At 42.2% G+C, this 25,898-nt stretch carries 31 protein-coding genes, 1 pseudogene and 1 riboswitch; of the genes and pseudogenes, 25 read left to right on the top strand and 7 right to left on the bottom strand.

Annotated elements, in window-relative coordinates:
- Window positions 1–181: 181 nt before the first annotated feature.
- From HT730_RS03185 to yidD, 10 genes are all read left to right on the top strand, one after another.
- Entirely contained in the window at window positions 182–430 is a 249-nt protein-coding gene (locus HT730_RS03185) for a YneF family protein (protein WP_000364990.1), read from the top strand.
- A gap of 199 nt (window positions 431–629) precedes the next feature.
- Window positions 630–1,424, top strand: coding sequence for a glutamate racemase (racE, locus tag HT730_RS03190; RefSeq protein WP_000370377.1), 795 nt, complete (start codon window positions 630–632; stop codon window positions 1,422–1,424).
- Window positions 1,421–2,392: a nucleoside-triphosphate diphosphatase gene (locus HT730_RS03195; RefSeq protein WP_173306790.1), complete on the top strand. Its 972-nt coding sequence runs from the start codon at window positions 1,421–1,423 to the stop codon at window positions 2,390–2,392. Before racE ends, HT730_RS03195 begins: the two co-directional genes overlap by 4 nt.
- The gene (locus HT730_RS03200) at window positions 2,368–2,889 is read left to right on the top strand and encodes a metallophosphoesterase (RefSeq protein ID WP_001118952.1); all 522 of its coding nucleotides are present in this window, start codon (window positions 2,368–2,370) and stop codon (window positions 2,887–2,889) included. The genes HT730_RS03195 and HT730_RS03200 overlap by 25 nt, the downstream gene beginning before the upstream one ends.
- On the top strand, window positions 2,886–3,347 hold the full coding sequence (gene cbpB / locus HT730_RS03205) for a cyclic-di-AMP-binding protein CbpB (RefSeq protein WP_000560717.1): 462 nt from the start codon (window positions 2,886–2,888) through the stop codon (window positions 3,345–3,347). The genes HT730_RS03200 and cbpB overlap by 4 nt, the downstream gene beginning before the upstream one ends.
- Window positions 3,344–4,078 (top strand): site-specific tyrosine recombinase XerD, encoded by a 735-nt coding sequence (gene xerD, locus HT730_RS03210; protein WP_345890422.1) that lies wholly within the window; start codon window positions 3,344–3,346, stop codon window positions 4,076–4,078. The genes cbpB and xerD overlap by 4 nt, the downstream gene beginning before the upstream one ends.
- Window positions 4,078–4,806, top strand: a complete 729-nt coding sequence (locus HT730_RS03215) for a segregation/condensation protein A (protein ID WP_000351902.1) — start codon at window positions 4,078–4,080, stop codon at window positions 4,804–4,806. Before xerD ends, HT730_RS03215 begins: the two co-directional genes overlap by 1 nt.
- A gap of 18 nt (window positions 4,807–4,824) precedes the next feature.
- Window positions 4,825–5,394, top strand: a complete 570-nt coding sequence (gene scpB, locus HT730_RS03220) for an SMC-Scp complex subunit ScpB (protein ID WP_000105302.1) — start codon at window positions 4,825–4,827, stop codon at window positions 5,392–5,394.
- Window positions 5,381–6,103 carry a pseudouridine synthase gene (locus HT730_RS03225; protein ID WP_001222228.1) on the top strand — a complete coding sequence of 241 codons (723 nt, stop codon included), beginning with the start codon at window positions 5,381–5,383 and terminating at the stop codon, window positions 6,101–6,103. Before scpB ends, HT730_RS03225 begins: the two co-directional genes overlap by 14 nt.
- Window positions 6,103–6,339, top strand: a complete 237-nt coding sequence (gene yidD / locus HT730_RS03230) for a membrane protein insertion efficiency factor YidD (RefSeq protein WP_173306792.1) — start codon at window positions 6,103–6,105, stop codon at window positions 6,337–6,339. Before HT730_RS03225 ends, yidD begins: the two co-directional genes overlap by 1 nt.
- 248 nt (window positions 6,340–6,587) lie before the next feature.
- On the opposite strand, the gene galE is transcribed toward yidD, so the two are convergent.
- On the bottom strand, window positions 6,588–7,586 hold the full coding sequence (galE, locus tag HT730_RS03235) for a UDP-glucose 4-epimerase GalE (RefSeq protein WP_173306793.1): 999 nt from the start codon (window positions 7,584–7,586) through the stop codon (window positions 6,588–6,590).
- A gap of 292 nt (window positions 7,587–7,878) precedes the next feature.
- Between galE and pepA the strand changes: the two genes are divergently transcribed.
- The 6 genes and pseudogenes from pepA to HT730_RS03265 all read left to right on the top strand — a co-directional run bounded on the left by pepA (window position 7,879) and on the right by HT730_RS03265 (window position 12,763).
- The gene (gene pepA, locus HT730_RS03240) at window positions 7,879–8,943 is read left to right on the top strand and encodes a glutamyl aminopeptidase (protein ID WP_173306794.1); all 1,065 of its coding nucleotides are present in this window, start codon (window positions 7,879–7,881) and stop codon (window positions 8,941–8,943) included.
- A gap of 19 nt (window positions 8,944–8,962) precedes the next feature.
- A complete protein-coding gene (locus tag HT730_RS03245) occupies window positions 8,963–9,259 on the top strand; it encodes a bacteriocin immunity protein (protein WP_173306795.1) in 297 nt (98 codons plus the stop codon).
- 578 nt (window positions 9,260–9,837) lie between these two features.
- Window positions 9,838–10,281 carry a MarR family transcriptional regulator gene (locus tag HT730_RS03250; protein ID WP_173306796.1) on the top strand — a complete coding sequence of 148 codons (444 nt, stop codon included), beginning with the start codon at window positions 9,838–9,840 and terminating at the stop codon, window positions 10,279–10,281.
- A 40-nt stretch (window positions 10,282–10,321) separates the two neighbouring features.
- Window positions 10,322–10,507 (top strand): annotated as a pseudogene (locus HT730_RS03255) (polyketide cyclase); the annotation flags it as partial.
- A gap of 14 nt (window positions 10,508–10,521) precedes the next feature.
- Window positions 10,522–11,250, top strand: a complete 729-nt coding sequence (locus HT730_RS03260; RefSeq protein WP_173306797.1) for an ABC transporter ATP-binding protein — start codon at window positions 10,522–10,524, stop codon at window positions 11,248–11,250.
- Window positions 11,243–12,763 carry an ABC transporter permease/substrate-binding protein gene (locus HT730_RS03265; RefSeq protein ID WP_084357976.1) on the top strand — a complete coding sequence of 507 codons (1,521 nt, stop codon included), beginning with the start codon at window positions 11,243–11,245 and terminating at the stop codon, window positions 12,761–12,763. The genes HT730_RS03260 and HT730_RS03265 overlap by 8 nt, the downstream gene beginning before the upstream one ends.
- Before the next feature lie 150 nt (window positions 12,764–12,913).
- Here the strand turns inward: HT730_RS03265 and HT730_RS03270 are convergent, their stop codons facing one another.
- Entirely contained in the window at window positions 12,914–13,450 is a 537-nt protein-coding gene (locus HT730_RS03270) for a TetR/AcrR family transcriptional regulator (protein WP_173306798.1), read from the bottom strand.
- 132 nt (window positions 13,451–13,582) lie between these two features.
- Between HT730_RS03270 and HT730_RS03275 the strand changes: the two genes are divergently transcribed.
- The gene (locus HT730_RS03275) at window positions 13,583–14,440 is read left to right on the top strand and encodes a cation diffusion facilitator family transporter (protein ID WP_173228775.1); all 858 of its coding nucleotides are present in this window, start codon (window positions 13,583–13,585) and stop codon (window positions 14,438–14,440) included.
- 61 nt (window positions 14,441–14,501) lie between these two features.
- Here HT730_RS03275 and galR read toward each other — a convergent pair whose 3' ends face one another.
- Window positions 14,502–15,506 carry a DNA-binding transcriptional regulator GalR gene (gene galR / locus HT730_RS03280; protein ID WP_173306799.1) on the bottom strand — a complete coding sequence of 335 codons (1,005 nt, stop codon included), beginning with the start codon at window positions 15,504–15,506 and terminating at the stop codon, window positions 14,502–14,504.
- Between the two features lie 163 nt (window positions 15,507–15,669).
- Between galR and HT730_RS03285 the strand changes: the two genes are divergently transcribed.
- The 3 genes from HT730_RS03285 (at window position 15,670) to HT730_RS03295 (ending at window position 18,822) form a co-directional block, all read left to right on the top strand.
- Window positions 15,670–16,848 carry a galactokinase gene (locus tag HT730_RS03285; RefSeq protein WP_173306800.1) on the top strand — a complete coding sequence of 393 codons (1,179 nt, stop codon included), beginning with the start codon at window positions 15,670–15,672 and terminating at the stop codon, window positions 16,846–16,848.
- A gap of 18 nt (window positions 16,849–16,866) precedes the next feature.
- Entirely contained in the window at window positions 16,867–18,348 is a 1,482-nt protein-coding gene (locus HT730_RS03290) for a UDP-glucose--hexose-1-phosphate uridylyltransferase (RefSeq protein ID WP_173306801.1), read from the top strand.
- 69 nt (window positions 18,349–18,417) lie between these two features.
- On the top strand, window positions 18,418–18,822 hold the full coding sequence (locus tag HT730_RS03295) for a PaaI family thioesterase (RefSeq protein WP_173306802.1): 405 nt from the start codon (window positions 18,418–18,420) through the stop codon (window positions 18,820–18,822).
- A 32-nt stretch (window positions 18,823–18,854) separates the two neighbouring features.
- Here the strand turns inward: HT730_RS03295 and HT730_RS03300 are convergent, their stop codons facing one another.
- The 4 genes from HT730_RS03300 to HT730_RS03315 all read right to left on the bottom strand — a co-directional run bounded on the left by HT730_RS03300 (window position 18,855) and on the right by HT730_RS03315 (window position 22,581).
- The gene (locus HT730_RS03300) at window positions 18,855–20,117 is read right to left on the bottom strand and encodes a nucleobase:cation symporter-2 family protein (RefSeq protein ID WP_173306803.1); all 1,263 of its coding nucleotides are present in this window, start codon (window positions 20,115–20,117) and stop codon (window positions 18,855–18,857) included.
- On the bottom strand, window positions 20,117–20,698 hold the full coding sequence (locus tag HT730_RS03305; RefSeq protein ID WP_173306804.1) for a xanthine phosphoribosyltransferase: 582 nt from the start codon (window positions 20,696–20,698) through the stop codon (window positions 20,117–20,119). Before HT730_RS03305 ends, HT730_RS03300 begins: the two co-directional genes overlap by 1 nt.
- 326 nt (window positions 20,699–21,024) lie before the next feature.
- Window positions 21,025–21,120: riboswitch (purine riboswitch) on the bottom strand.
- A 235-nt stretch (window positions 21,121–21,355) separates the two neighbouring features.
- Entirely contained in the window at window positions 21,356–21,742 is a 387-nt protein-coding gene (locus HT730_RS03310) for a VOC family protein (RefSeq protein WP_173274756.1), read from the bottom strand.
- An 11-nt stretch (window positions 21,743–21,753) separates the two neighbouring features.
- A complete protein-coding gene (locus tag HT730_RS03315) occupies window positions 21,754–22,581 on the bottom strand; it encodes an exodeoxyribonuclease III (RefSeq protein ID WP_173274755.1) in 828 nt (275 codons plus the stop codon).
- A 219-nt stretch (window positions 22,582–22,800) separates the two neighbouring features.
- On the opposite strand from HT730_RS03315, the gene HT730_RS03320 reads away from it, so the two are divergent.
- From HT730_RS03320 to HT730_RS03340, 5 genes are all read left to right on the top strand, one after another.
- Window positions 22,801–23,700, top strand: coding sequence for a type II CAAX endopeptidase family protein (locus HT730_RS03320; RefSeq protein WP_173306805.1), 900 nt, complete (start codon window positions 22,801–22,803; stop codon window positions 23,698–23,700).
- On the top strand, window positions 23,684–23,971 hold the full coding sequence (locus tag HT730_RS03325) for an autorepressor SdpR family transcription factor (RefSeq protein WP_000006510.1): 288 nt from the start codon (window positions 23,684–23,686) through the stop codon (window positions 23,969–23,971). The genes HT730_RS03320 and HT730_RS03325 overlap by 17 nt, the downstream gene beginning before the upstream one ends.
- Window positions 23,952–24,593: an SdpI family protein gene (locus HT730_RS03330; protein WP_173306806.1), complete on the top strand. Its 642-nt coding sequence runs from the start codon at window positions 23,952–23,954 to the stop codon at window positions 24,591–24,593. The genes HT730_RS03325 and HT730_RS03330 overlap by 20 nt, the downstream gene beginning before the upstream one ends.
- Before the next feature lie 126 nt (window positions 24,594–24,719).
- The gene (locus tag HT730_RS03335) at window positions 24,720–25,175 is read left to right on the top strand and encodes a DUF3290 family protein (RefSeq protein ID WP_173306807.1); all 456 of its coding nucleotides are present in this window, start codon (window positions 24,720–24,722) and stop codon (window positions 25,173–25,175) included.
- Complete coding sequence (locus HT730_RS03340) at window positions 25,172–25,807, top strand: DUF421 domain-containing protein (protein ID WP_173306808.1); 636 nt, start codon at window positions 25,172–25,174, stop codon at window positions 25,805–25,807. The genes HT730_RS03335 and HT730_RS03340 overlap by 4 nt, the downstream gene beginning before the upstream one ends.
- Window positions 25,808–25,898: the final 91 nt, after the last annotated feature.

The following is a 25,898-nucleotide window of genomic DNA, read 5'->3' on the forward strand; positions in this document are numbered from 1 at the left end:
CTAGCTTCCTAGTTTGCTCTTTGATTTTCATTGAGTATAAACTCAGTAAGGAGCCCTCTTTTGCAGAAAAGCAGGGTTCTTTTTGCTGTCTATTCCCTCCCTGAAAGCGTAAAACAAACTAGTCAGGGTGGCTAGTTTATGGTATAATGAAAGAGACTCAAAAAGAAACAGGAGAAATATGATGGATTTACTATTAGCAATTGTATTGATTGTGCTAGCTTTTCTAGGAGGAGCTCTGGGAGGAATGTACTTGGTTCGTAAGCAAATCGAAAAAGAATTCGCTGACAACCCACGTTTGAATGCTGAAGCAGTTCGTACTCTTTTGAGTGCAAATGGTCAAAAACCAAGCGAAGCCAAGGTACAACAAGTTTACCACCAAATCATCCGCCAACAAAAGGCAGCCCTTGCTAACAATAAAAAGAAAAAATAAATAAGGAAAAGTCTGGGATGAAAGTTCCAGACTTCTCACTATGTTGGCTATGGTTTAGGGGTGAGACTTTTTCCTTGCATTCTATTGATATTTGATTATGATTAAGAGAGATAGTTGTTGCTTAGGCTGTCCTTCAGTTCATAAGGATCAATAATCATAATGAACTATCAATCAGAAAAAAGACTAGAAAGAAGACTGTATGGATAATCGACCAATTGGTTTTTTGGATTCGGGTGTCGGGGGCTTGACCGTTGTGCGCGAGCTCATGCGCCAGCTTCCCCATGAAGAAATCGTCTATATTGGAGATTCGGCACGGGCGCCCTATGGTCCCCGTCCTGCTGAGCAAATTCGTGAATATACTTGGCAGTTGGTCAACTTTCTTTTGACCAAGGATGTCAAGATGATTGTCATTGCTTGTAATACTGCGACTGCCGTCGTCTGGGAAGAAATCAAGGCTCAACTAGATATTCCTGTCCTAGGTGTGATTTTGCCAGGAGCTTCGGCAGCTATCAAGTCCAGCCAAGGTGGGAAAATCGGAGTGATTGGAACGCCCATGACGGTCCAATCTGACATCTACCGTCAGAAAATCCATGATTTGGATCCGGACTTACAGGTGGAGAGTTTAGCCTGTCCCAAGTTTGCTCCCTTGGTGGAGTCGGGTGCCCTGTCAACCAGTGTTACCAAGAAAGTGGTATATGAAACCCTGCGTCCCTTGGTTGGAAAGGTAGATAGCCTGATTTTGGGCTGTACCCATTATCCACTGCTCAGACCTATTATTCAAAATGTCATGGGGCCCAAGGTTCAACTTATCGATAGTGGGGCAGAGTGTGTACGGGACATTTCAGTCTTACTTAATTATTTTGAAATCAATCGTGGTCGCGATGCCGGACCACTCCATCACCGTTTTTACACAACAGCCAGCAGCCAAAGTTTTGCACAAATTGGTGAAGAATGGCTGGAAAAAGAGATTTATGTGGAGCATGTAGAATTATGACAAATAAAATTTATGAATACAAGGATGAACAGGACTGGTATGTCGGGTCCTATGGTATTTTTGGTGGCGTCCGGACGTTGACGGATGATGACTTGGATTTTCCTCTATTGGAGTTTGCCCAAAGATTTCGAGATGAGGATCGAGGTTTTCCTGTTTCTGTTACTGTTTTACGCTATGGTTCTCTCTACCGTTTATTGTCTTTTGTGGTAGATATTCTCAACCAAGAAATGGGACGAAATGTGGAAGTCATCCAACGTCAGGGTGCTTTTCTCTTAGTTGAAAATGGGCAACTCCTGCATGTAGAATTGCCTAAAGAAGGGGCCAATGTTCAAGACTTTTTTGAGACAAACAAGGTCAGAGAAACCTTGCTCATTGCGACTCGAAACGAAGGCAAGACCAAGGAATTCCGAGCTATCTTTGACAAGCTAGGCTACGATGTAGAAAATCTTAATGATTATCCAGACCTACCTGAAGTAGCAGAAACAGGCATGACCTTCGAAGAAAATGCCCGCCTCAAGGCAGAAACTATTTCTCAATTAACGGGCAAGATGGTTCTGGCGGATGACTCTGGACTTAAAGTTGATGTCCTTGGTGGCTTGCCAGGTGTCTGGTCAGCTCGTTTCGCAGGAGTGGGAGCTACTGACCGTGAAAACAATGCCAAGCTCTTGCACGAATTGGCCATGGTCTTTGAACTCAAGGACCGCTCGGCTCAATTCCATACAACCCTAGTCGTAGCCAGTCCCAACAAGGAAAGCTTGGTTGTTGAAGCAGACTGGCCTGGCTACATTAACTTTGAACCTAAGGGTGAAAATGGCTTTGGCTATGACCCTCTCTTCCTTGTAGGAGAGACAGGCAAGTCCTCAGCTGAATTAACTCTTGAAGAAAAAAATAGCCAATCTCACCGTGCCTTAGCCGTTAAGAAACTTTTGGAGGTATTTCCATCATGGCAAAGCAAACCATCATTGTAATGAGCGATTCTCATGGCGATAGCTTGATTGTGGAAGAAATCCGTGATCGCTATGTAGGCAAAGTTGATGCCGTTTTTCATAACGGCGATTCTGAACTGCGTCCTGATTCTCCCCTTTGGGAAGGCATCCGCGTTGTTAAAGGGAACATGGACTTTTACGCCGGCTACCCAGAACGTTTGGTGACTGAGCTTGGTTCGACCAAGATTATCCAAACCCATGGTCACTTGTTTGACATCAATTTCAACTTTCAAAAGTTGGACTACTGGGCTCAGGAAGAAGAGGCCGATATCTGTCTTTATGGTCACTTGCATGTGCCAAGCGCTTGGATGGAAGGAAAGACTCTTTTTCTAAATCCAGGTTCCATCAGTCAACCACGTGGGACCATCAGAGAATGTCTCTATGCTCGTGTGGAGATTGATGACAGTTATTTTAAAGTGGACTTTTTGACACGAGACCATGAGGTATATCCGGGCTTGTCCAAGGAGTTTAGCCGATGATTGCCAAGGAGTTTGAAACTTTCTTGTTGGGGCAGGAGGAAACTTTTTTGACTCCTGCTGAAAATCTAGCCGTGTTGATTGATACCCACAATGCGGATCATGCGACCCTCTTGCTTAGTCAGATGACCTATACTCGTGTTCCCGTTGTGACAGATGAAAAACAGTTTGTTGGGACGATTGGGCTCAGAGATATTATGGCTTATCAGATGGAGCATGATTTGAGTCAAGAAATCATGGCGGATACGGATATTGTTCATATGACCCAAACGGACGTAGCGGTTGTTTCGCCTGATTTTACCATTACGGAGGTCTTGCACAAGTTGGTAGATGAGTCCTTCTTGCCGGTTGTGGATGCGTCTGGTATTTTCCAAGGGATTATCACGCGCAAGTCTATCCTCAAGGCAGTGAATGCCCTCTTGCATGACTTTAGTAAGGAATATGAGATTCGATGCAAATGAGAGATAGGATTTCAGCCTTTTTAGAAGAAAAGCAGGGCTTGTCTGCCAATTCCAAGCAGTCCTATAAGTATGATTTGGAGCAATTTTTAGACATTGTGGGCGAGCGGATTTCTGAGACCAGTCTCAAGATTTACCAAGCCCAGCTAGCCAATCTAAAAATCAGCGCCCAGAAGCGAAAGATTTCGGCCTGTAACCAATTTCTCTACTTTCTCTATCAAAAAGGAGAAGTGGATAGCTTTTATCGTTTGGAATTAGCTAAACAAGCTGAAAAGAAGACAGCAAAGCCAGAATTGTTAAACCTAGACTCTTTTTGGCAGGAAAGTAATTATCCAGAGGGGCGTTTACTGGCTCTACTTATCTTGGAAATGGGGCTCTTGCCGAGTGAGATTTTAGCTCTCAAGGTTGCGGACATCAATCTGGACTTTCAGGTGTTGCGAATCCAGAAGGCTTCCCAACAGAGGATTGTCACCATTCCTACAACCTTGCTTTCAGAATTGGAACCATTGATGGGCCAGACCTACCTCTTTGAAAGGGGAGGGAAAGCCTATTCCCGTCAGTGGGCCTTTCGTCAGCTAGAGTCCTTTGTCAAGGCGAAAGGTTTTCCATCCTTATCAGCTCAAGCCTTGCGGGAACAGTTCATTCTACGACAAATTGAAAACAAGGTCGATTTGTACGAAATTGCAAAAAAATTAGGATTAAAAACAGTCCTGACCTTAGAAAAATATAGATAATGGATATTAAACTAAAAGATTTTGAAGGACCCCTGGACTTGCTCTTGCACCTTGTTTCTAAGTACCAGATGGATATCTACGATGTGCCTATTACGGAAGTCATCGAACAGTACCTAGCCTATGTCTCAACCCTGCAGGCCATGCGTCTGGAAGTGACGGGGGAGTACATGGTTATGGCTAGTCAGCTCATGCTGATCAAGAGCCGCAAACTCCTTCCAAAGGTAGCAGAAGTGACCGACTTGGAGGATAACCTAGAGCAGGATCTTCTCTCTCAAATCGAAGAATACCGCAAGTTCAAGCTCTTGGGGGAGCATTTGGAAGCCAAGCACCAAGATCGGGCCCAGTACTATTCCAAAGCACCGACAGAATTGATTTACGAAGATGCGGAGCTTGTGCATGACAAGACGACCATTGACCTCTTTTTGGCTTTTTCAAATATCCTAGCCAAGAAAAAAGAGGAGTTTGCACAGAATCACACGACTATCTTGCGGGATGAGTATAAGATTGAGGATATGATGGTCATCGTGAAAGAGTCCATGACTGGACGAGATCAATTGCGCTTGCAGGATTTGTTTAAGGAAGCCCAGAATGTCCAAGAGGTCATCACCCTCTTTTTGGCAACCCTAGAGTTAATCAAAACCCAGGAGCTGATTCTTGTGCAAGAGGAGAGTTTCGGAGATATTTATCTCATGGAAAAGAAGGAAGAAAGTCAAGTGGCCCAAAGCTAGACTTGATAGAGAGGAAAGATGAGTACTTTAGCAAAAATAGAAGCGCTCTTGTTTGTAGCGGGTGAAGATGGGATTAGAGTCCGCCAGTTAGCTGAACTCCTCTCTCTGCCACCGACAGGCATCCAACAGAGTTTAGAAAAATTAGCTCAGAAGTATGAAAAGGACCCAGATTCCAGTTTGGCTCTGATTGAGACAGGGGGCGCTTATAGATTGGTGACCAAACCTCAATTTGCAGAGATTTTGAAGGAATACTCTAAGGCACCTATCAACCAGAGTTTATCTCGGGCTGCCCTTGAGACCTTGTCCATCATTGCTTACAAACAGCCCATCACACGGATAGAGATTGATGCCATCCGTGGGGTCAACTCGAGTGGAGCCTTGGCAAAGTTGCAGGCTTTTGACTTGATTAAAGAAGACGGGAAAAAAGAAGTGTTGGGTCGTCCCAACCTCTATGTGACTACAGATTATTTCCTAGATTACATGGGGATAAACCATTTAGAAGAATTACCAGTGATTGATGAGCTTGAGATTCAAGCCCAAGAAAGCCAATTATTTGGTGAAAGGATAGAAGAAGATGAGAATCAATAAGTATATTGCCCACGCAGGTGTGGCCAGTAGGAGAAAAGCAGAAGAGCTGATCAAGCAAGGCTTGGTGACGGTCAATGGCCAAGTGGTGCGTGAACTAGCAACCACCATCAAGTCAGGCGACAAGGTCGAAGTTGAAGGTCAACCTATCTACAACGAAGAAAAGGTCTACTATCTGCTTAACAAACCACGCGGTGTCATTTCCAGTGTGACAGATGACAAGGGCCGCAAGACGGTTGTCGACCTCTTGCCCAATGTCAAAGAGCGCATCTACCCTGTGGGACGTTTGGACTGGGATACATCCGGTGTTTTGATTTTGACCAATGATGGGGATTTTACAGATGAGATGATTCACCCACGTAATGAGATTGACAAGGTTTATGTCGCGCGTGTTAAAGGTGTGGCCAATAAGGACAATCTTCGCCCCTTGACCCGTGGACTTGAGATTGATGGCAAGAAAACCAAGCCGGCTGTCTATGAGATTCTCAAAGTGGACCCAGTTAAAAACCGCTCTGTGGTGCAGTTGACCATCCATGAAGGGCGTAACCACCAGGTTAAAAAGATGTTTGAAGCTGTCGGTCTCCAAGTGGACAAGTTGTCACGGACCCGTTTTGGACATCTAGACTTGACAGGACTCCGTCCAGGAGAATCCCGTCGTCTTAATAAAAAAGAAATCAGCCAACTACACACCATGGCTGTAACTAAGAAATAATGAAACGAATTTTAATAGCGCCTGTGCGCTTTTACCAACGGTTTATCTCACCAGCCTTTCCACCCTCTTGTCGCTTTGAGCCGACTTGTTCCAACTACATGATTCAGGCTATTGAAAAACATGGCTTCAAGGGTGTTTTGATGGGCTTGGCTCGGATTTTACGTTGCCATCCCTGGTCGAAAACAGGTAAGGACCCCGTCCCAGACCATTTTTCTTTAAAGAGAAATGCAAAATAATACTCAATGAAAATCAAAGAGCAAACTAGGAAACTAGCCGCAGGCTGCTCAAAACAGTGTTTTGAGGTTGTAGATGAAACTGACGAAGTCAGTAACCATACCTACGGCAAGGCGGCGTTGACGTGGTTTTAAGAGATTTTCGAAGAGTATAAATTGGATTCTAATGTATAAAACACAGATAGATGATACTTGGTATTTATCAAGTGCCATCTATCTGTGTTTTTATTTATGATTGATGTTTCTGCTATTTATTCCAAAATGTTTTTGCCTTCTTTAACACGCCAACGATAATCTGATAAAATAATATCTTCGAGGGAGTAGCTAGCCTTCCAATCAAGATATTTTTTAGCTTTTGATGCGTCTGCTAGGACGCTAGCTGGGTCACCAGCACGGCGAGCAACAATTTCGTGTGGTATTTTTTGATTCAGTAATTCTTCAGCAGTTTTAAAGATTTCTTTGACGGTATAGCCTTTTTCAGTTCCTAAGTTAAAGATTTGAGAAGAACTGTCTTCTTGAAATAGGTAGTTCATTCCTTTAACATGAGCCTGTGCAAGGTCCAAGACATGAATGTAATCTCGAATACATGAACCATCACGTGTATCGTAATCATCTCCAAATATTTTCAGGCTATCATTTTGTCCTAATGCGGTCTTGTTGATATTTGGAATAATATGAGTTGGATTTTTTACACGCAGACCATTTGAAGCATCCATTTCAGCCCCAGCAACATTAAAGTAACGGAAAATGACATATTTCCAATCGTAGCGATTGGCCATCCAGTAAATCATTCGTTCACCCATCAGTTTTGTCTCTGCATAAGGGTTGACGGGGTCGAGCAGGGTATCTTCAGTAGCTGGCTTGTCAATACAGTTATTACCATAGAGGGAAGCAGTCGAAGAGAACATGATTTTTTGAATGCCAACTTCAGATAAGACTTTGAGAACTTGGTTCATACCAGCAACATTGGCAGTGAAGTATTTACTTGGATTTTCAATACTTTCGCTCACAACTATCTCACCTGCACAATGAAGAACAGCATCAATCTGATTTTCTTCTAAGTAAGCTTTTAGGGCACTAGAATCATAAACATCTAGTTGCTTAAAGCTAGCACGACTATCCACAGCCGCTCGATTTCCTTTAGAGAGATTATCTAGAACATGTACCTGATAGCCAGCATTTAAAAGAGCTTTAACGGTATGGGAGCCAATGTAGCCAGCTCCACCTGTAACAAGAATTGTTTTGGTCATGATTTTTTCCTTTTCCTAGTTTTGTACTATTTTAAAGAAATAAGAAGGCAAAGTCAACTATTTTCTGCAAATTTCATGAAAAACTGAACAAATATAGCATTGAATTGTTTTGTGTTTGGGAATTAATAGTTTGGTTGGTCTTGGAATAGTTCTTAGATTTCACCTCACATGCAAGAAAATACAAGCTTTTCTAAGATACAGTAAGACTAAGATACTAATTTAGAAATCCACCTTCCAGCTATCCTTCTCCTATAAAAAGTGGTAAAATAGATGAAAGAAAGAAGGAACTGAAATGACAACATTATTTTCAAAAATCAAAGAAGTAACAGAACTTGCTGCAGTCTCAGGTCATGAAGCACCTGTTCGTGCTTATCTTCGTGAAAAGTTGACACCGCACGTGGATGAAGTGGTGACAGATGGCTTGGGTGGTATTTTTGGTATCAAACATTCAGAAGCTGCGGATGCACCGCGCGTCTTGGTCGCTTCTCATATGGATGAAGTTGGTTTTATGGTCAGCGAAATCAAGCCAGATGGTACCTTCCGTGTGGTAGAAATCGGTGGTTGGAATCCTATGGTGGTTAGCAGCCAACGTTTCAAACTCTTAACTCGTGATGGTCGTGAAATTCCAGTGATTTCAGGCTCTGTTCCGCCACATTTGACTCGTGGAAAGGGTGGACCAACCATGCCAGCCATTGCCGATATCGTTTTTGATGGTGGTTTTGCGGACAAGGCTGAGGCAGAAAGTTTTGGCATCCGTCCTGGCGATACCATTGTACCAGATAGTTCTGCAATCTTGACAGCCAATGAAAAAAATATCATCTCAAAAGCTTGGGATAACCGTTACGGGGTTCTCATGGTGAGCGAGTTGGCAGAAGCTCTGTCAGGCCAAAAACTCGGAAATGAACTCTATCTGGGTTCTAACGTCCAAGAAGAGGTTGGTCTTCGTGGTGCTCATACATCTACAACCAAGTTTGACCCAGAAGTTTTCCTAGCAGTTGACTGCTCACCAGCAGGTGATGTTTATGGCGGTCAAGGCAAGATTGGAGATGGAACTTTGATTCGTTTCTACGATCCAGGTCACTTGCTTCTCCCAGGGATGAAGGATTTCCTTTTGACAACGGCTGAAGAAGCTGGTATCAAGTACCAATACTACTGTGGTAAAGGCGGAACAGACGCTGGCGCAGCTCATTTGAAAAATGGTGGTGTCCCATCTACAACAATCGGTGTTTGCGCTCGTTATATCCATTCTCACCAAACCCTCTACGCTATGGATGACTTCTTAGAAGCTCAAGCTTTCTTGCAAGCCTTGGTGAAGAAATTGGATCGTTCAACGGTTGATTTGATTAAAAATTATTAAACTTAAGGAGGTGGTAGGGATGGTAGAACCAAACCTAGAAAGCCTTATAAAAGATCTTTACAATCATGCTCGACATGATTTGAGTGAAGATTTAGTTGCTGCTCTCCTAGAGACTGCTAAAAAACTGCCTACTACAAATGAGCAATTGCTGGCAGTTCGTCTCTCAGGTCTGGTCAATCATGAATTGCTCCTAAATCCCAAACATCCGGCACCTGAGTTGCTCAACTTGGCTCGCTTTATTAAAAGAGAAGAAGCCAAGTACAGAGGAACCGCAGCTTCTGCCCTTATGTATGGGGAGATTTTTAAAATGCTTTGATTCCATTGTGGATCAAAGTATTTTTTTGTAAGACCTATCTCGTGAGCGTTCAAATAGTAGTAACAAGGAATCATGAGAAGTTAGCCGAGACCATAGTAGTGAAGAAACTTCTGTAATGGAAGTGGAGCGAAGTGAGGAATCGTCAAACGGTAGGGGATAGGCTGTTTGAAGGGTGCTACGAGAAAGATAGGGTAAGGTAAAATTAAATACGAACAAATTGATTGGGAAATTCAAATCGCTTTCTATCAATGTTTTAGAAGATACAGTGCCCTAGTCCAACTTCAATATACTATAAAAGAACAGATGGAAGTAATTATGATTTACTTCTATCTTTAAAATAAATGGTCTGATAGGAAAAACGTGTTTCCTAATAAAATATAGTATAGTGCAGATGGAAGGCTTTTGTAGACTGGAGGACGAAGGAGTTTAGAAACTCTCCTTAAAAGTTAGTTGAGCCGGAGTATGGTGGTGTAAATCATTATCAAAAATTATTTCCAAATCGAAATAGTTGACAATTAGAATGATAAGTATTATAATGTTTTTTATTCGTATCGATATAGAAATAAATTGGAGGTGTCATGAAAGATAGTCATTTGGTAGCCCATCATATTCGTTTGTTGAATGGGCGGATTTTTCAAAAGCTACTGACCCAAGATCCTGAGGCTCTTTATAGGGGTGAACAGGGTAAGATTTTAGCGGTTTTATGGAATAGTAAAACTGGCTGCGCAACTGCGACAGATATTGCTCTGGCAACTGGGCTTGCGAATAATACGCTGACTACTATGATCAAAAAGCTAGAGGAACAAAAGCTTGTAATTGTTAGTCCGTGTGGAAAAGACAAGCGTAAGAAGTATTTAGTTTTAACGGAGTTAGGCAAGTCCCAGAAAGAAGTGGGGCATCGTGTCAGTCAGAAATTGGATACGATTTTTTACAAAGGATTTTCAGAGGAAGAAATTCGGCAATTTGAAGCCTTTCAAGAAAGAATTTTGGCAAATCTGAAAGAGAAGGCAAATGAGGATTAAAATAGATCAAATTAGCTTTTTATAAGTAAAGGCCACTCTTGATTTTATTTTCCAACTCTTAGGACAAGGAAACTATGTGGTTAGCTATGGTCAGACTCAGATTGATGGCCTTGCTTATGCCCAGGACGATATCTTCCGTTTAGAGAACGGGAAAATTGAGGAGCATTGGGACAATAAGGAAGTCATGCCTAAGGTAGAAGACTTGATCAATCGAGGAAAGTTTTAAAACGAGGACAAAGAATGATTGAATACAAAAATGTAGCCTTGCGCTACACAGAAAAAGATGTCTTGAGAGATGTTAATTTACGGATTGAGAATGGGGAGTTTATGGTTTTAGTTGGGCCTTCTGGCTCAGGTAAGACAACCATGATTAAGATGGTCAACCGTCTTTTAGAACCAACTGATGGAAATATTTATATGGATGGCAAGCGCATCAAAGATTATGATGAGCGGGAACTTCGTCTTTCTACTGGTTATGTTTTACAGGCTATTGCTCTCTTTCCCAATCTAACGGTTGCGGAAAATATTGCCTTGATTCCTGAGATGAAGGGTTGGACTAAGGAAGAAATTGCGAAGAAAACAGAAGAGCTTTTAGCTAAGGTTGGTTTACCAGTGGCTGAGTATGGGCATCGTTTGCCTAGTGAATTATCTGGTGGAGAACAGCAACGGGTTGGTATTGTCCGTGCTATGATTGGTCAGCCCAAGATTCTCCTCATGGATGAACCTTTTTCAGCCTTGGATGCTATTTCGAGAAAACAGTTGCAGGTTCTGACAAAAGAATTGCATAAAGAGTTTGGGATGACAACGATTTTTGTGACCCATGATACGGATGAAGCCTTGAAGTTGGCGGACCGTATTGCCGTTTTGCAGGATGGAGAGATTCGTCAGGTAGCGAATCCTGAGACTATTTTAAAAGCTCCTGCAACAGACTTTGTAGCAGACTTGTTTGGAGGTAGTGTTCATGACTAATTTAATTGCAACTTTTGAGGATCGTTTTGGTGATTGGGTAACAGCTCTATCTCAACATTTACAGTTGTCACTGTTGACCTTGTTACTCGCTATTTTTATTTCGATTCCCTTGGCTGTTTATCTTCGCTATCATGAGAAATTGGCCGACTGGGTCTTGCAGATTGCAGGGATTTTCCAGACCATCCCGTCTCTGGCCTTATTGGGACTCTTTATTCCTTTGATGGGAATTGGAACCTTGCCAGCTTTGACAGCGCTAGTGATTTATGCGATTTTTCCGATTTTGCAAAATACCATCACTGGACTCAAGGGAATTGATCCGAGTCTACAGGAGGCTGGGATTGCCTTTGGGATGACCAGATGGGAACGTCTCAAGAAGTTTGAAATTCCACTGGCCATGCCGGTTATCATGTCTGGGATTCGGACGGCAGCGGTCTTGATTATCGGTACGGCAACCTTGGCTGCCTTGATTGGTGCAGGGGGGCTGGGTTCCTTTATCCTTTTGGGAATTGACCGTAATAATGCCAGTCTAATTTTGATTGGGGCACTTTCTTCTGCAGTGCTAGCCATTGCCTTTAACTTCCTACTAAAAGTGATGGAAAAAGCAAAATTGCGGACGATTTTTTCTGGTTTTGCCTTGGTGGCAATATTGCTCGGTCTATCTTATAGTCCAGCCCTCTTAGTTCAAAAAGAGAAAGAGAACTTGATCATTGCTGGGAAATTGGGACCGGAACCAGAAATTTTGGCTAATATGTATAAGTTACTGATTGAAGAAAATACCAGCATGACTGCGACTGTTAAACCGAATTTTGGGAAAACAAGCTTTCTCTATGAGGCTCTGAAAAAAGGCGATATTGACATCTATCCTGAATTTACAGGAACGGTGACTGAAAGTTTACTTCAACCATCACCGAAAGTAAGTCATGAGCCAGAGCAGGTTTATAATGTGGCGCGTGATGGTATTGCCAAACAGGATCATCTAGCCTATCTCAAACCTATGTCTTATCAAAATACCTATGCTGTAGCTGTTCCGAAAAAAATTGCTCAAGAATATGGCTTGAAGACCATTTCGGACTTGAAAAAAGTGGAAGGGCAGTTGAAGGCTGGATTTACCCTTGAGTTTAATGACCGTGAAGATGGAAATAAAGGATTGCAATCAATGTATGGTCTCAATCTCAATGTGGCGACCATGGAACCAGCCCTTCGCTATCAGGCAATTCAGTCAGGTGATATTCAAATCACGGATGCCTATTCGACTGATGCGGAATTGGCGCGTTATGATTTACAGATCTTGGAAGATGACAAGCAACTCTTCCCACCTTATCAAGGGGCACCACTCATGAAAGAAGCTCTTCTCAAGAAACACCCTGAGTTGGAAAAAGTTCTTAATAAATTGGCTGGTAAGATTACAGAAAGCCAGATGAGCCAGCTCAACTACCAAGTCGGTGTTGAAGGCAAGTCAGCAGAACAAGTAGCTAAAGAGTTTCTCCAAGAACAAGGTTTGTTGAAGAAATGATGGGGCAGAGACTTTAAGCATACTGAACTAAACTTCCTTAAACGACTAGATAAAAGAATGCTCAGACAATTTCGTCTGGGCTTTTTGATTATTGAAAAGATAAAAAACTCAGTAACCTAGAAATAAGACAACTGAAGCTTTACTCTGTATTCAAATTTTAGGAATGAGAAGGTCTAGATAAAATTGGACAACTTCCTGTTCTGTGAAATCTTGCCCTTTTTTGAGCCACCAGGTCAATGTCTCGATAAAGTTGGATACGATTAAGTGTTGGAGGTAAGGAGTAGGCAGACTCGGGTGAGATTCTTTTAAATCATCAGCCATCACGGAATAGACATGGTGTTCTAGCTCTTTATGGAGTTGACGGAGGAAGTAGTCATTTTTGGAAAATAGCAGACTGGTGATATGGTCTTGGTTTTTCTGAAAATGCAGAAAGAGGTGGGCGAGATAGTCCACGGTAGAAACGGATTGCTTTCTTTCAAAGAGGTGATGGAAGAGATGGCGGCAAAGCTCGTCCAGAAGTAGTTCCTTACTCTCATAGTGACAGTAAAAGGTGGAACGTCCTACATCTGCGAGATCAATGATATCCTGAACTGTAGTGGCTTCGTACCCCTTATCGTTCAAAAGTTGTAGAAAAGCTTGATAGATGGCTTTTTTGGTTTTGCTGATACGGCGGTCAATGTTAGTCATATGGACACTTGAGGCAAATTGTTCAGAACTGAATAAAGCTGACCTTTTGCTTCTATCCTTTCTTTGAATTTTAGTGGATAATGATAATGAACAAGGTGTTCATAAATTTATTATAACAAAGGAATGAGAAAGATGAAGGCAAAATATACTGTTTGGGTAGCTTTTTTCTTAAATTTAAGCTATGCCATTGTTGAGTTTATCGCAGGAGGAATCTTTGGTTCGAGTGCTGTTCTTGCTGATTCTGTCCATGACTTGGGAGATGCTATAGCCATTGGCATATCGGCCTTTTTAGAAACAATCTCTAATCGTGAAGAAGACAGCCACTATACCTTGGGCTACAAGCGTTTTAGCCTTTTAGGGGCCATGGTAACGGCTGTGATTCTTATGACAGGGTCCGTTTTGGTCATTTTGGAAAATATAGCGAAAATCTTTCATCCACAACCGGTCAATGATGAGGGGATTCTCTGGTTAGGAATTATTGCGATTACTATCAATGTGCTAGCGAGTCTCGTCATTCGCAAAGGACAAACCAAGAACGAATCCATTCTCAGCCTGCACTTTCTGGAAGATACCTTGGGTTGGGTGACTGTCATCCTGATGGCCATTGTTCTTCGATTTACCGATTGGTATATCTTGGATCCGCTCTTGTCTCTTGTTATTTCCTTCTTTATTCTGTCAAAAGCCCTTCCACGTTTTTGGAGAACGCTCAAGATATTCCTCGATGCAGTGCCAGAAGGAGTAGATATCCAGAAGATCAAGACGGATTTAGCAGAATTGGACCATGTCGCTAGTATCAATCAGCTTAATCTCTGGACTATGGATGGTTTGGAAAAAAATGCCATTGTCCATGTTTGTTTAAAAGAGATGGAGCATATGGAAACTTGTAAAGAATCTATTCGAATTTTCCTCAAAGATTGTGGCTTTCAAAATATTACCATTGAAGTTGATGCAGACCTAGAAAGTCACCAAGCACATAAGCGAAAGGTGTGAGTTGGAGCGGAATCATAGAGATTATTAGAGAAACAGCCTTGCTAGAGGTCGTTTTGTAATCCTAATCATTCTTTGTACTCTCTCTCAGAGTCAGTCTGGTTCCCAGCATGGTCAGACTAGGGATTTTGCGACCGTGGAGTACTTCCTTGTTAAGAATATCCATACCTGACCGGCCCATTTCTTCGGTATAGACGGTGATGCTAGAGAGAGGAGGATAAACCTGCTTGGTCAAGCTAGTGTCATTAAAAGAAATGAGGCTGACGCGGTCTGGCAGGCTGATTCCAGCTTCTTGGAGAGCCCGGAGGGCACCGATAGCTAAACTATCGCTGGCTGCGAAAAATGCTGTCGGGAGTTGGTCTCCCAAGTTCTGAATGGCTTTCTTCATCAAGTCATAGCCAGACTGGGCAGTAAAGCTTCCTTGAAAGACCAGTTCATCATGATAGATTCCCTTTGATTGACTGTAGTTTCTGAAATTTTCCAGCCGCTTATCCTCAATGATTTCTTCTTGGTCAGTTGTTTCTTCAAGGCCTGTTAGAATCCCGATACGGTCCATCCCTTGACTGAGGAAATAATCGACAACCTGTTTCATGGCAGTATAAAAGTCCGTGATAATGCAGGTATGTCCCATGGAAAGTGTGTCGCTATCTAAAAAGACTAGTGGTTTCTGGTATTCCTCAAAAGTAGTAATCTGAGTTCGGCTAAACTTTCCGATGCAGAGAATCCCAATCACTTCCTCGCTCAGGGTAAAAGGATGGTCATTAAAATAGCGCAAGATATCATAGTCCAACTCTTGGGCTCTTTTTTCTATGCCTAGGCGAATCTGGTAGTAGTAGAGGTCGTCCAGCTCCCCTTGTTCACTGACCCATTGGATAATGGCAATCTTTTGCTTGGGCTTGTGGGACTCGCCTGTCTTGAGGTGCTTAGTGTAGCCCAACTCTTCAGCAACAGTTAAAATACGGTGTCTCGTTTCTTCTGTAACAGATAGGCTCTGGTCGCGGTTGAGGACACGGGATACGGTTGCGATAGAGACAGAGGCTAGCTGTGCAATGTCTTTTAAGGTAGCCATAAATCCTCCTTGATTAGATTAGTATATCATATTTTTCTGCCTTTTACCGATATTTTAGTAAAAGTTTAGTAAAAAGGATTGACCTTGGAAAATCCCTTGGATACAATAGAAGAAAACGATTACACGTTAAGGTGACTTAACGGACAGTCAAAGGAGAATTCATATGACACAACATCTTACTGCAGAAGCACTTCGTAAAGACTTTCTTGATGTTTTTGGTCAAGAAGCAGACCAAACATTCTTTTCACCAGGCCGTATCAATTTGATTGGTGAGCACACAGACTACAACGGTGGGCACGTTTTTCCTGCTGCCATTTCCTTAGGAACTTATGGGGCTGCTCGCAAACGTGATGACCAAGTCTTGCGTTTCTACTCAGCTAACTTTGAGGACAAGGGTATTATCGAAGTGCCTCTCGCCGACCTCAAGTTTGAAAAAGAGCACAACTGGACCAACTATCCAAAAGGTGTCCTTCATTTCTTGCAAGAAGCTGGGCATGTGATTGACAAAGGGTTTGATTTTTATGTTTATGGGAATATCCCAAATGGTGCTGGTTTGTCTTCTTCAGCATCCCTTGAACTCTTAACAGGAGTCGTGGCAGAGCATCTCTTTGATTTAAAACTAGATCGTTTGGATTTGGTTAAAATCGGTAAACAAACAGAAAACAACTTTATCGGAGTCAATTCTGGTATTATGGACCAGTTTGCTATCGGTATGGGGGCTGATCAACGTGCTATTTACCTTGATACTAATACCTTAGAGTATGATTTGGTGCCGCTTGATTTGAAGGACAATGTCGTTGTTATCATGAATACTAACAAACGCCGTGAATTGGCAGACTCTAAATACAATGAACGCCGTGCTGAGTGTGAAAAAGCAGTGGAAGAGTTGCAAGTTGCCTTGGATATTCAGACCTTGGGTGAATTGGACGAGTGGGCCTTTGATCAATATAGCTACCTAATCAAAGATGAAAATCGTTTGAAACGTGCTCGCCATGCTGTGCTTGAAAACCAACGTACCCTTAAAGCGCAAGCAGCCCTTCAAGAAGGTGATTTGGAAACATTTGGTCGTTTGATGAATGCGTCACACGTTTCTCTTGAGCATGATTATGAAGTAACTGGTTTGGAATTGGATACTCTTGTTCACACAGCTTGGGGACAAGAAGGTGTTCTCGGTGCTCGTATGACAGGGGCAGGTTTTGGCGGATGTGCCATTGCTTTGGTGCAAAAAGATGCTGTTGATGCCTTTAAGGAAGCTGTTGGAAAACACTACGAGGAAGTAGTTGGCTACGCTCCAAGCTTCTATATCGCTGAAGTTGCAGGTGGCACTCGCGTCCTTGACTAGTCAAAAGGAGGCTCTATAGTGACCTTAGTAGATAAATTTGTAACACATGTCATTTCTGAAAGTTCATATGAGGAAATGGATCGAATCTACCTGACCAATCGTGTCTTGGCACGAGTGGGAGACGGTGTTTTGGAAGTTGAGACGGATCTGGATAAAGTGATTGACCTCAAGGACCAGCTGGTTGAGGAAGCCGTTCGATTAGAGACGATTGAGGATAGTCAGACTGCGTGTGAAATCCTTGGTGCTGAACTAATGGACTTGGTGACTCCTTGTCCGAGTCAGGTCAATCGTGACTTCTGTACAACCTATGGCCAATCTCCTGAGCAAGCGATAGCGGATTTCTACCAACTCAGTCAGAAGAATGACTACATCAAACTCAAGGCCATTGCTAAGAACATTGCTTATCGTGTTCCATCTGATTACGGTGAACTTGAAATTACCATCAACCTCTCTAAGCCTGAAAAGGATCCTAAAGAGATTGCGGCAGCCAAGTTGGTGCAAGCTAGTAATTATCCTCAGTGTCAACTTTGTTTAGAGAATGAGGGCTACCATGGTCGGGTCAACCACCCAGCCCGCAGCAACCACCGGATTATCCGTTTTGAAATGGCTGGTCAGGAATGGGGCTTCCAGTATTCGCCCTATGCTTACTTTAATGAGCATTGTATTTTCTTAGATGGCCAGCATCGTCCCATGGCCATTAGTCGTCAGAGTTTTGAACGTCTTCTTGCTATCGTAGAGCAGTTTCCAGGATATTTTGCTGGCTCTAATGCCGACCTGCCGATTGTTGGGGGCTCCATTTTAACTCATGATCATTATCAGGGAGGCCGTCACGTATTTCCTATGGAATTGGCTCCCTTGCAAAAGACTTTCTCTTTTACTGGTTTTGAGCAGGTCAAGGCTGGGATTGTCAAGTGGCCAATGTCAGTGTTGCGTTTGACTTCAGATTCCAAAGAAGATTTGATCAATTTGGCTGATAAGATTTTACAGGAATGGCGCCAGTATTCAGATCCAAGGGTGCAAGTCTTGGCAGAAAGTAATGGAACACCACACCATACCATTACACCGATTGCTCGTAAACGCGATGGACAGTTTGAGTTGGACTTGGTCTTGAGAGACAATCAGACTTCTGCAGAACATCCTGATGGCATCTATCATCCCCACAAGGATGTCCAACATATCAAGAAGGAAAATATCGGCTTGATTGAGGTCATGGGCTTGGCAATCTTGCCACCACGTCTGAAAGAAGAAGTGGAGCAAGTCGCTAGCTATCTTGTAGGAGAAGCTGTTACGGTTGCCGATTATCATCAGGAATGGGCAGACCAACTTAGAGACCAATATCCAGACATAACACATAAAGAAAAAGCTCTTGAAATCGTCAAGGACTCTGTTGGTGCTATCTTTGCGCGTGTGCTTGAGGATGCAGGAGTTTACAAGAAGACGGAACAAGGACAGGCAGCCTTTATGCGCTTTGTAGAACAGGTCGGAATCTTACCAGACTAGGAGCTTTATCCTTGCACAGTACTATAAAAAGTAGTATCATAGTGTCGTTTGAAATATCAGGAGGAAATGATGAAAGATTTTCACTTTGATGCTATATCAGCTTTTGAAAATTATGAAATTAAAGAGATGAAAGATGGTCACGTTGTGGTGACCACAAAAGTAGTGGACTCGTCGCTCAACTACTATGGCTATGCCCACGGTGGCTATCTCTTTACCCTTTGCGACCAGATTAGTGGTTTGGTGCTCATCTCGCTAGGATTAGACGTAGTGACGCTTCAATCCTCTATCAACTATCTCAAGGCAGGCAAACTTGATGATGTATTAACCATTAAAGGAGAATGTGTCCATCAAGGTCGCACAACCTGTGTCGTGGATGTCGATATCACCAATCAAGAAGGCAGAAATGTCTGCAAAGCAACCTTTACCATGTTTGTCACAGGCCAGCGGTCAGAAGAAAGACAGGTAAAGATATAAAGAAACAAAAAAGAGGCTCGCACCTCTTTTTCTTATTTCTTTTTATGATTTAATACGGCATTGAGGACAATGGCGAGTAGGCTGGCTACGACGATTCCGTTTGAGAAGAACATTTGGAAGGCTGTCGGCATGCTGACAAAGAGATTACTGTTGTTGAGTCCGACACCTGCAGCGATGGAGACTGCTGCGATAAGGAAGTTGTGTTCATTGTTAGCAAAGTCAACACGGGCGAGGATTTGCATCCCTTGAATAGACACAAAACCAAACATTACCAGCATGGCACCACCGAGGACAGGGCTTGGAATGATTTGGGCAAGGGCACCAAACTTAGGAAGGAGTCCAAGGAGAACCAGGAAACCAGCTGCGTAGTAGATTGGCAGGCGAGTCTTGATACCTGACAATTTAACCAAACCAACGTTTTGTGAAAATCCTGTGTAAGGGAAGGTGTTAAAGATTCCTCCGAGAAGTACGGCCAAACCTTCTGCGCGGTAACCGTTGCGAAGGCGCGTGCTGTCGATTGGGTCTTTCGTGATATCAGACAAGGCTAGGTAAACACCAGTGGATTCAACCATAGACACTGTTGCGATGATACACATCATGATAATAGATGAGATTTCAAAGGTTGGCATCCCAAAGTAGAGTGGAGTTGGGACATGGACAAGTGGTGCTGCCGCAACAGGAGAGAAGTCAACCAAGCCCATGCTAGCAGCAATGGCAGTTCCAACAACCAGACCAATCAAAATAGAGATAGACTTGATAAATCCTTTGGTAAAGATGTTGATCAATAGGATAATCAAAACAGTAATAGCTGCAAGCAAGAGACTTTGACCAGTTGGTTCTGGGACGTTATTTCCCATATTTCCAATAGCGACAGGAATCAAGGTTAAACCAATCGTGGTAATAACAGATCCTGTTACGATAGATGGGAAGAGATTGGCCACTTTTGAGAAGATACCTGAAACAAGAACCACGTAAATCCCTGAAGCGATAAGGGCACCAAACATAGCACCACTACCATGACTTTGTCCAATCATAATCAAGGGAGCGACCGACTGGAAGGCAACTCCAAGAACGACTGGAAGTCCAATCCCAAAGTATTTGTTGAGTTGGAGTTGGAGGAAGGTTGCCACCCCACACATGAAGATGTCTGTGGAAATCAGGTAGGTCAACTGCTCAGCCGAATAGCCAAGGGCTGTCGCAATCATGATGGGAACCAGGATGGATCCTGAGTACATGGCTAGTAAGTGCTGCAAGCCAAGAACGGCTGCTTGCGAGTGTTTTTCTTGAGTTTGCATTAGAGATCTGCCTCCTTAAATACGACCTGACCATTTTCAAAACGATCCAAACGAGCGAGTGATAGGACAGGGTAGCCTGCTTTTTCAAGCAAATCACGACCATCTTGGAAAGATTTTTCAATCACAATACCGATAGCTTCGACTGTGGCACCAGCTTGTTCGATGATCTGAATCAAGCCTTTAGCAGCTTGGCCGTTAGCAAGGAAGTCGTCGATAATCAAAACCTTGTCCTCTGGTGAGAGGAATTTTCCAGCGATAGAAACGGTGCTGGTCACCTGCTTGGTAAAGGAGTAAACTTCGGCAGTTAAGATACCTTCGTTCATAGTGATGTTTTTAGCTTTTTTAGCGAAAATCGTGGGAACGTTTAAGGCTTCAGCTGTAAAAACGGCTGGAGCGATGCCTGACGCTTCAATGGTCACAACCTTAGTAATGCCAGCAGCAGCAAATTTTTCCGCAAAGACCTTACCGATTTCTCGCATCAAGCTAAAGTCAACTTGGTGGGTTAAAAAGGAATCCACCTTGAGGATGTTGTCACCCAAGATGTGCCCATCCTTGAGGATGCGCTCTTCTAATAATTTCATAAGACCTCCTAAAGTCTAAAAGCCAGTTTACTTGTTGGTTAAATGTTTCTATAGTGATCCGGTTTGCTAGTACTATGTATTTGATAAAACTAGTACGAGCGAAGCGAGTTTTATCAAATATTTCCCGCCGTAGTGGTAGCATAGACAATAATCTTGTTATTGTCTATGACGGGATTTTTGAGACTTTTGGCTCAAAAATTAGGGATGAAATTCCGAAGGAAGTTGCTCCCGTCCGCACTAATTAAGGGAAATATTAAAAATATTCAAAAAGGACCTACTTAATCTCTAAGTAAGTCCCCAAAATAGGCATGGCAAAAACGACCATACCTCACTGCTAACTTACTTATTGTTAGGTGTTCCGGCACCTTGTAGAAACGTCGTGCCAATTCACGACATAAACAAGTAAAATGATATTTAATTTAAAATAGGCTTGTGCCAATGTTTTTATTTTACACTAAATAACTTTAGAAATCAACTGTTTTGTTAGTGTTTTGGTTTAAAAAGCGAACGAATATAATAAAAATGGGCAAAAGTTAACTTATTAGCTAACATTTAGAAGGTTTTTCCATAATAAAAAGGGCATATTATCAAGATTTTTAAACACCTGACAATATGCCTTTTTCTAACTTTAAAGACTTTTTCCCAATCTTTATTATTCTACTCGCTAAATCTTAAAAAATAGCCATCTGGATCCAAAACTGCAAATTCATGGGGATATATAAAGCTATCTCCTACTCGAAATTCTCTTTTTGTCAGGGGACGATGGATAGGATAGTCAGCTTCCAGCAGTTTTTGGTGGAGCTGAGGAACATCTGCAATGCCAAAGGAAATATTGACACCGCGACCAAATGGGTAGGTCAGTTCAACTAATTCATCCTTTGTTCCCTCCTCTAACATTAGCTGGCAGTCTTCAAGCGAGAGGAAGAGAAATTTCTCCTCTGGACGCTCGTATTCGACAGAGAATCCTAGCAGGTTGCAGTAGAAGTGGCGTGATTTTTCGATGTCAGATACTACAAATTCAGGAATGACAGCTTGATAGTCCATTCGTTTTCTCCTTAGAGTTCAATCTCCATGACAATGGGTGTGTGGTCTTGGCGCGCACCGGAGTCAATCATATCAGATTTAGTGACCTTGTCAGCGATACGGTTACTTGTGAGCCAGTAGTCGATTCTCCAGCCTGTATTGTTGATTTTAGAAGTCTTGCTGCGTTGTGCCCACCAAGTGTAGCGTTCGGGAACATCGCCGTGAACATGACGGAAAGTATCGGTAAATCCAGTTGCCAAGAGGTTGGTAAATCCAGCACGTTCCTCGTCTGTAAATCCTGGTGAACGGCGGTTGCTGGCAGGATTTGCAAGGTCGATTTCATTGTGGGCTACATTGTAGTCACCGGTTGCAAGGACTGGTTTTTCTTTGTCTAGTTGAGCCAAGTACTCAGCATATTTGACATCCCAGACTTGGCGTTCTTCCAAGCGTTTGAGGCCATCGCCAGCGTTTGGAGTGTAAACTTGCGTTACGAAAAAATCATCAAATTCTAGCGTGATGATACGGCCTTCCAAGTCCATGGTAGAAGGGGCACCGATTTCTGGGAAGCTGATAGTAGGCGTAAGTTCTTTCTTATAAAGGAACATGGTTCCAGCATAGCCTTTACGGGCAGGCTCTTGGGAAGAGCGCCACATGTTTTTGTAGCCTGGGAAGAGCTCTTCTAAAATTTCCAGATGTCTCTTTGTAGGACCCTTGGCAGAAAGCTTGGTTTCTTGGATAGCGATAATGTCAGCATTTTCAGCGACCAAGGTTTGTAGGACTTCTTGGGACAATTTGGCACGAGCTGAATCACTAGTTAGGGCAGCATTGAGGGAATCAATATTCCATGAGATAAGTTTCATAAAGTTACCTTTTTCATTCAGATTATAGATTTTATTATACCAAAAAAAGGACTATTTCCCCAACGTATGGTTTGAAAAATTACTCTTTAGACTTTATCCTGAGAAAATAAAAATCCCCTAAACTATTTAGAAAAAAATCTAAATAGCTCTTGTGTTTAGAATAGAAAGGTGTATAATGTTATTTAGAAAAACATCTAAATAGAAAGTGAAGTTACATATATGTCAAATAAAAGAACAATCCTTCTTTTTGTGGTCTTGGCTTATGCCCTTGCTTGGATAATATGGCTGGCACTATGGCTAAGTGGTGTTGGTCTAAATTCTCCATGGAGTCAACTTGCTAGTATTGTAGCTATGTGGATGCCTGCACTTGCAGTCTTTATTTTAGGGAAAATCACGAATCAACCTAGTGGAATCAAATCTAAATTAGTTGTGAATCTCAAGAGGAACTGGCGCTTTTACTTACTAGCTATCTGGTTACCAGCAGTCATCAGTTTTTTAGGAGCGGGACTTTATTTTCTTGTATTCCCTAGCAATTTCAGCCTTGGTTTTGAATCTATTCAAGCCATCTTACAAGAAAAAGGTGTCTCTCAATCAGCCATTCCCTTATCTTTCTTGGTCTTGATTCAAATCCTAGCTAGTTTGACCTACGCTCCTTTTCTTAATAGTTTCTTTGCATTGGGAGAGGAAATTGGTTGGCGTGGCTATCTTTACCCAGCTCTAAGAGGACGCTTTTCGCTAGTCCAGACTCATGTCTTGCTTGGTCTCATTTGGAGTCTTTGGCATCTACCAATCAATTTGCAAGGCTATAATTATGGCCTTACTTATTTTTCTTATCCCGTTTTGGGAGTTGTTGCTATGTTTCTATTTTGTTTTAGCCTAGGAATATTGTTAAGCTGGTTGTTGGAAAAGACAGGTTCTATCTGGGCTTCTGCCCTATTTCATGGGGCAATCAATGCAACTGCAGGTATTGGGTTACTCTTTCAATTACCAGGAGAAAAAGTTTCAAGCCTCTTGATTTTGGGCCCATCACCGACAGGAATGCTATCAGTTCTACCTTGCTTATTACTAGCCCTACTAATATTACAAAGGGAAAGGAGGCATTATGAGTTTTGCAAATAGCTTTAAAGCCTTATCTCATCCAGTTAGGAGAGAAATTTTGAATTTACTCAAAGCAGGTAGATTATCTGCAGGAGAAATTGCCAGTCAATTCGAGTTGACAAGTGCAACGATTTCACACCATCTTACGATTTTGAAAGCAGCGGATTTGATTCATGAAATGAAAGAAAAAAACTTTATTTATTATGAGTTAAATACATCGGTTTTAGAGGATATAATGGTTTGGTTAGCAGATCTGAAAGGAGATCATTTTGATGAAGATAAAAATCAATAAGAAATTGGTATTATTTACGAGCATTCTCATCCTACTACCTTCCATTGTAGGTTGTGTTTTCTGGAATCAATTACCAGAGGAGATACCCACTCATTTTAATCTACTGGGTCAAGCAGATGGCTACAATCATAAAGTGTTTGCTATCTTTGGATTGCCGGCTCTCATGCTTTTGATGCATTGGGTGCTTCTATTTTTAATGGTTAAGGATCCTAAATCTAGCAATATCAGTTCAAAAATACAAATTTTAATTTACTGGATTATTCCTTTTGTATCTTGTCTATCAATGATTTCTATATACGGAGAATCTTTGGGTTATTCCATGATGAGTGGGCTACTAGCTCAGATTTTTATGGGAGTCGTGATGATCGTAATTGGAAATTATCTACCAAAAACACACCGAAATTATATAATCGGTATTCGACTACCGTGGACCTTGGAGAATGATAAAAACTGGAGAAAAACGCATCGCCTAGCTGGGAAAATTTGGGTATTCGGAGGATTGTTATTGTTTCTAAATTCCTTTGTGCAACTATATGTTTACTGGGTATTCTTCTTGACACTTTTCTTTGTAGTGATAATTCCTAGTGTCTATTCTTATCAATTATCAAAATTAGAATCTTAAAACAGGTATTTGAGTCATTAGTTAGAGAAGTTGGTCTGATAAGTCTATTTCCCCAACGTATGGTTTGAAAAATCACTCTCTTTCGTTTATAATGAAGAATGATTTTATGAAAGGGAGTGAAAATAAATGAAATTTTACTCATATGACTATGTACTTAGCCAAATCAGTCAGCAAAATGGAATCATGATTGGCTTTGGGATTGTGCTCCTAGCTATCACAGGATTTTTTGCTTTTAAGGCTTATCGAGATAAAAAGGGGACTAAGTTTCGGGAATTGGTCATGATTTTGGCCCTGACTTTAGTGGCCCTGCTTTTGGTGACAATTTCAAAATACCAGACCAATCAAGCCTCTAACAATCAATTTCAAACCTCCCTTCATTTTATAGAGGTCGTTTCTAAAGATTTGGGAGTGGATAAATCAGAAGTTTATGTCAATACTTCTGCAACCACTGATGGAGCGCTTGTCAAGGTAGGTTCAAATTTCTACCGCGCTATGAATGGGAGCCAACCAGACAAGTATCTTTTAGAGAAACTAGAATTGCATCAAACAGACGCTATTGAATTGGTGGAGGTAAACAAATGACACTCAACTATATAGAAATTTTAATCAAACTGGCCTTGGGTCTCTTCTCGCTGGTTTTTGTTATCAATGTGACAGGAAAGGGGAACCTGGCACCTAACTCTGCGACAGACCAAATTCAGAACTATGTTCTTGGTGGTATCATCGGTGGGGTGATTTACAATAGTTCTATCAGCATTCTCCAGTATGCAGTGATTTTGATGATGTGGACGATTTTGGTATTGACCCTAAAGTGGCTCAATAACAATGTTCATTTTGTCAAACGCTTGATTGATGGAAAACCAACTCTCCTTATCAAAAATGGGCAGATTGACCCAGAAGCCTGTCGTTCAGTTGGCTTGTCTGCATCGGATGTAGCCCTCAAACTTCGTAGCCAAGGGATTTTCCAGATGAAACAGGTCAAACGAGCTGTGCAGGAGCAAAATGGTCAACTCATCGTGGTCCAAATGGGAGATGAAAATCCTAAGTATCCAGTTGTGACTGACGGTGTGATCCAAGTCGATGTCTTGGAATCGATTGGTCGTAACGAAGAGTGGTTGCTTGACAATCTCAGCAAGCAAGGGCATGACAATGTAGCCAATATCTTTATCGCTGAGTATGACAAGGGTGCGGTCACAGTCGTAACCTATGAATAAGAAAAACCTGGGGTCTTGTACTCTTCGAAAATCTCTTCAAACTGCGTCAACGTCGCCTTGCCGTATGTAGGTTGCTGACTTCGTCAGTTCT

Origin of the sequence: Streptococcus sp. k-628 (genome assembly GCF_013277475.1) — a bacterium.
Lineage (GTDB): Bacteria > Bacillota > Bacilli > Lactobacillales > Streptococcaceae > Streptococcus.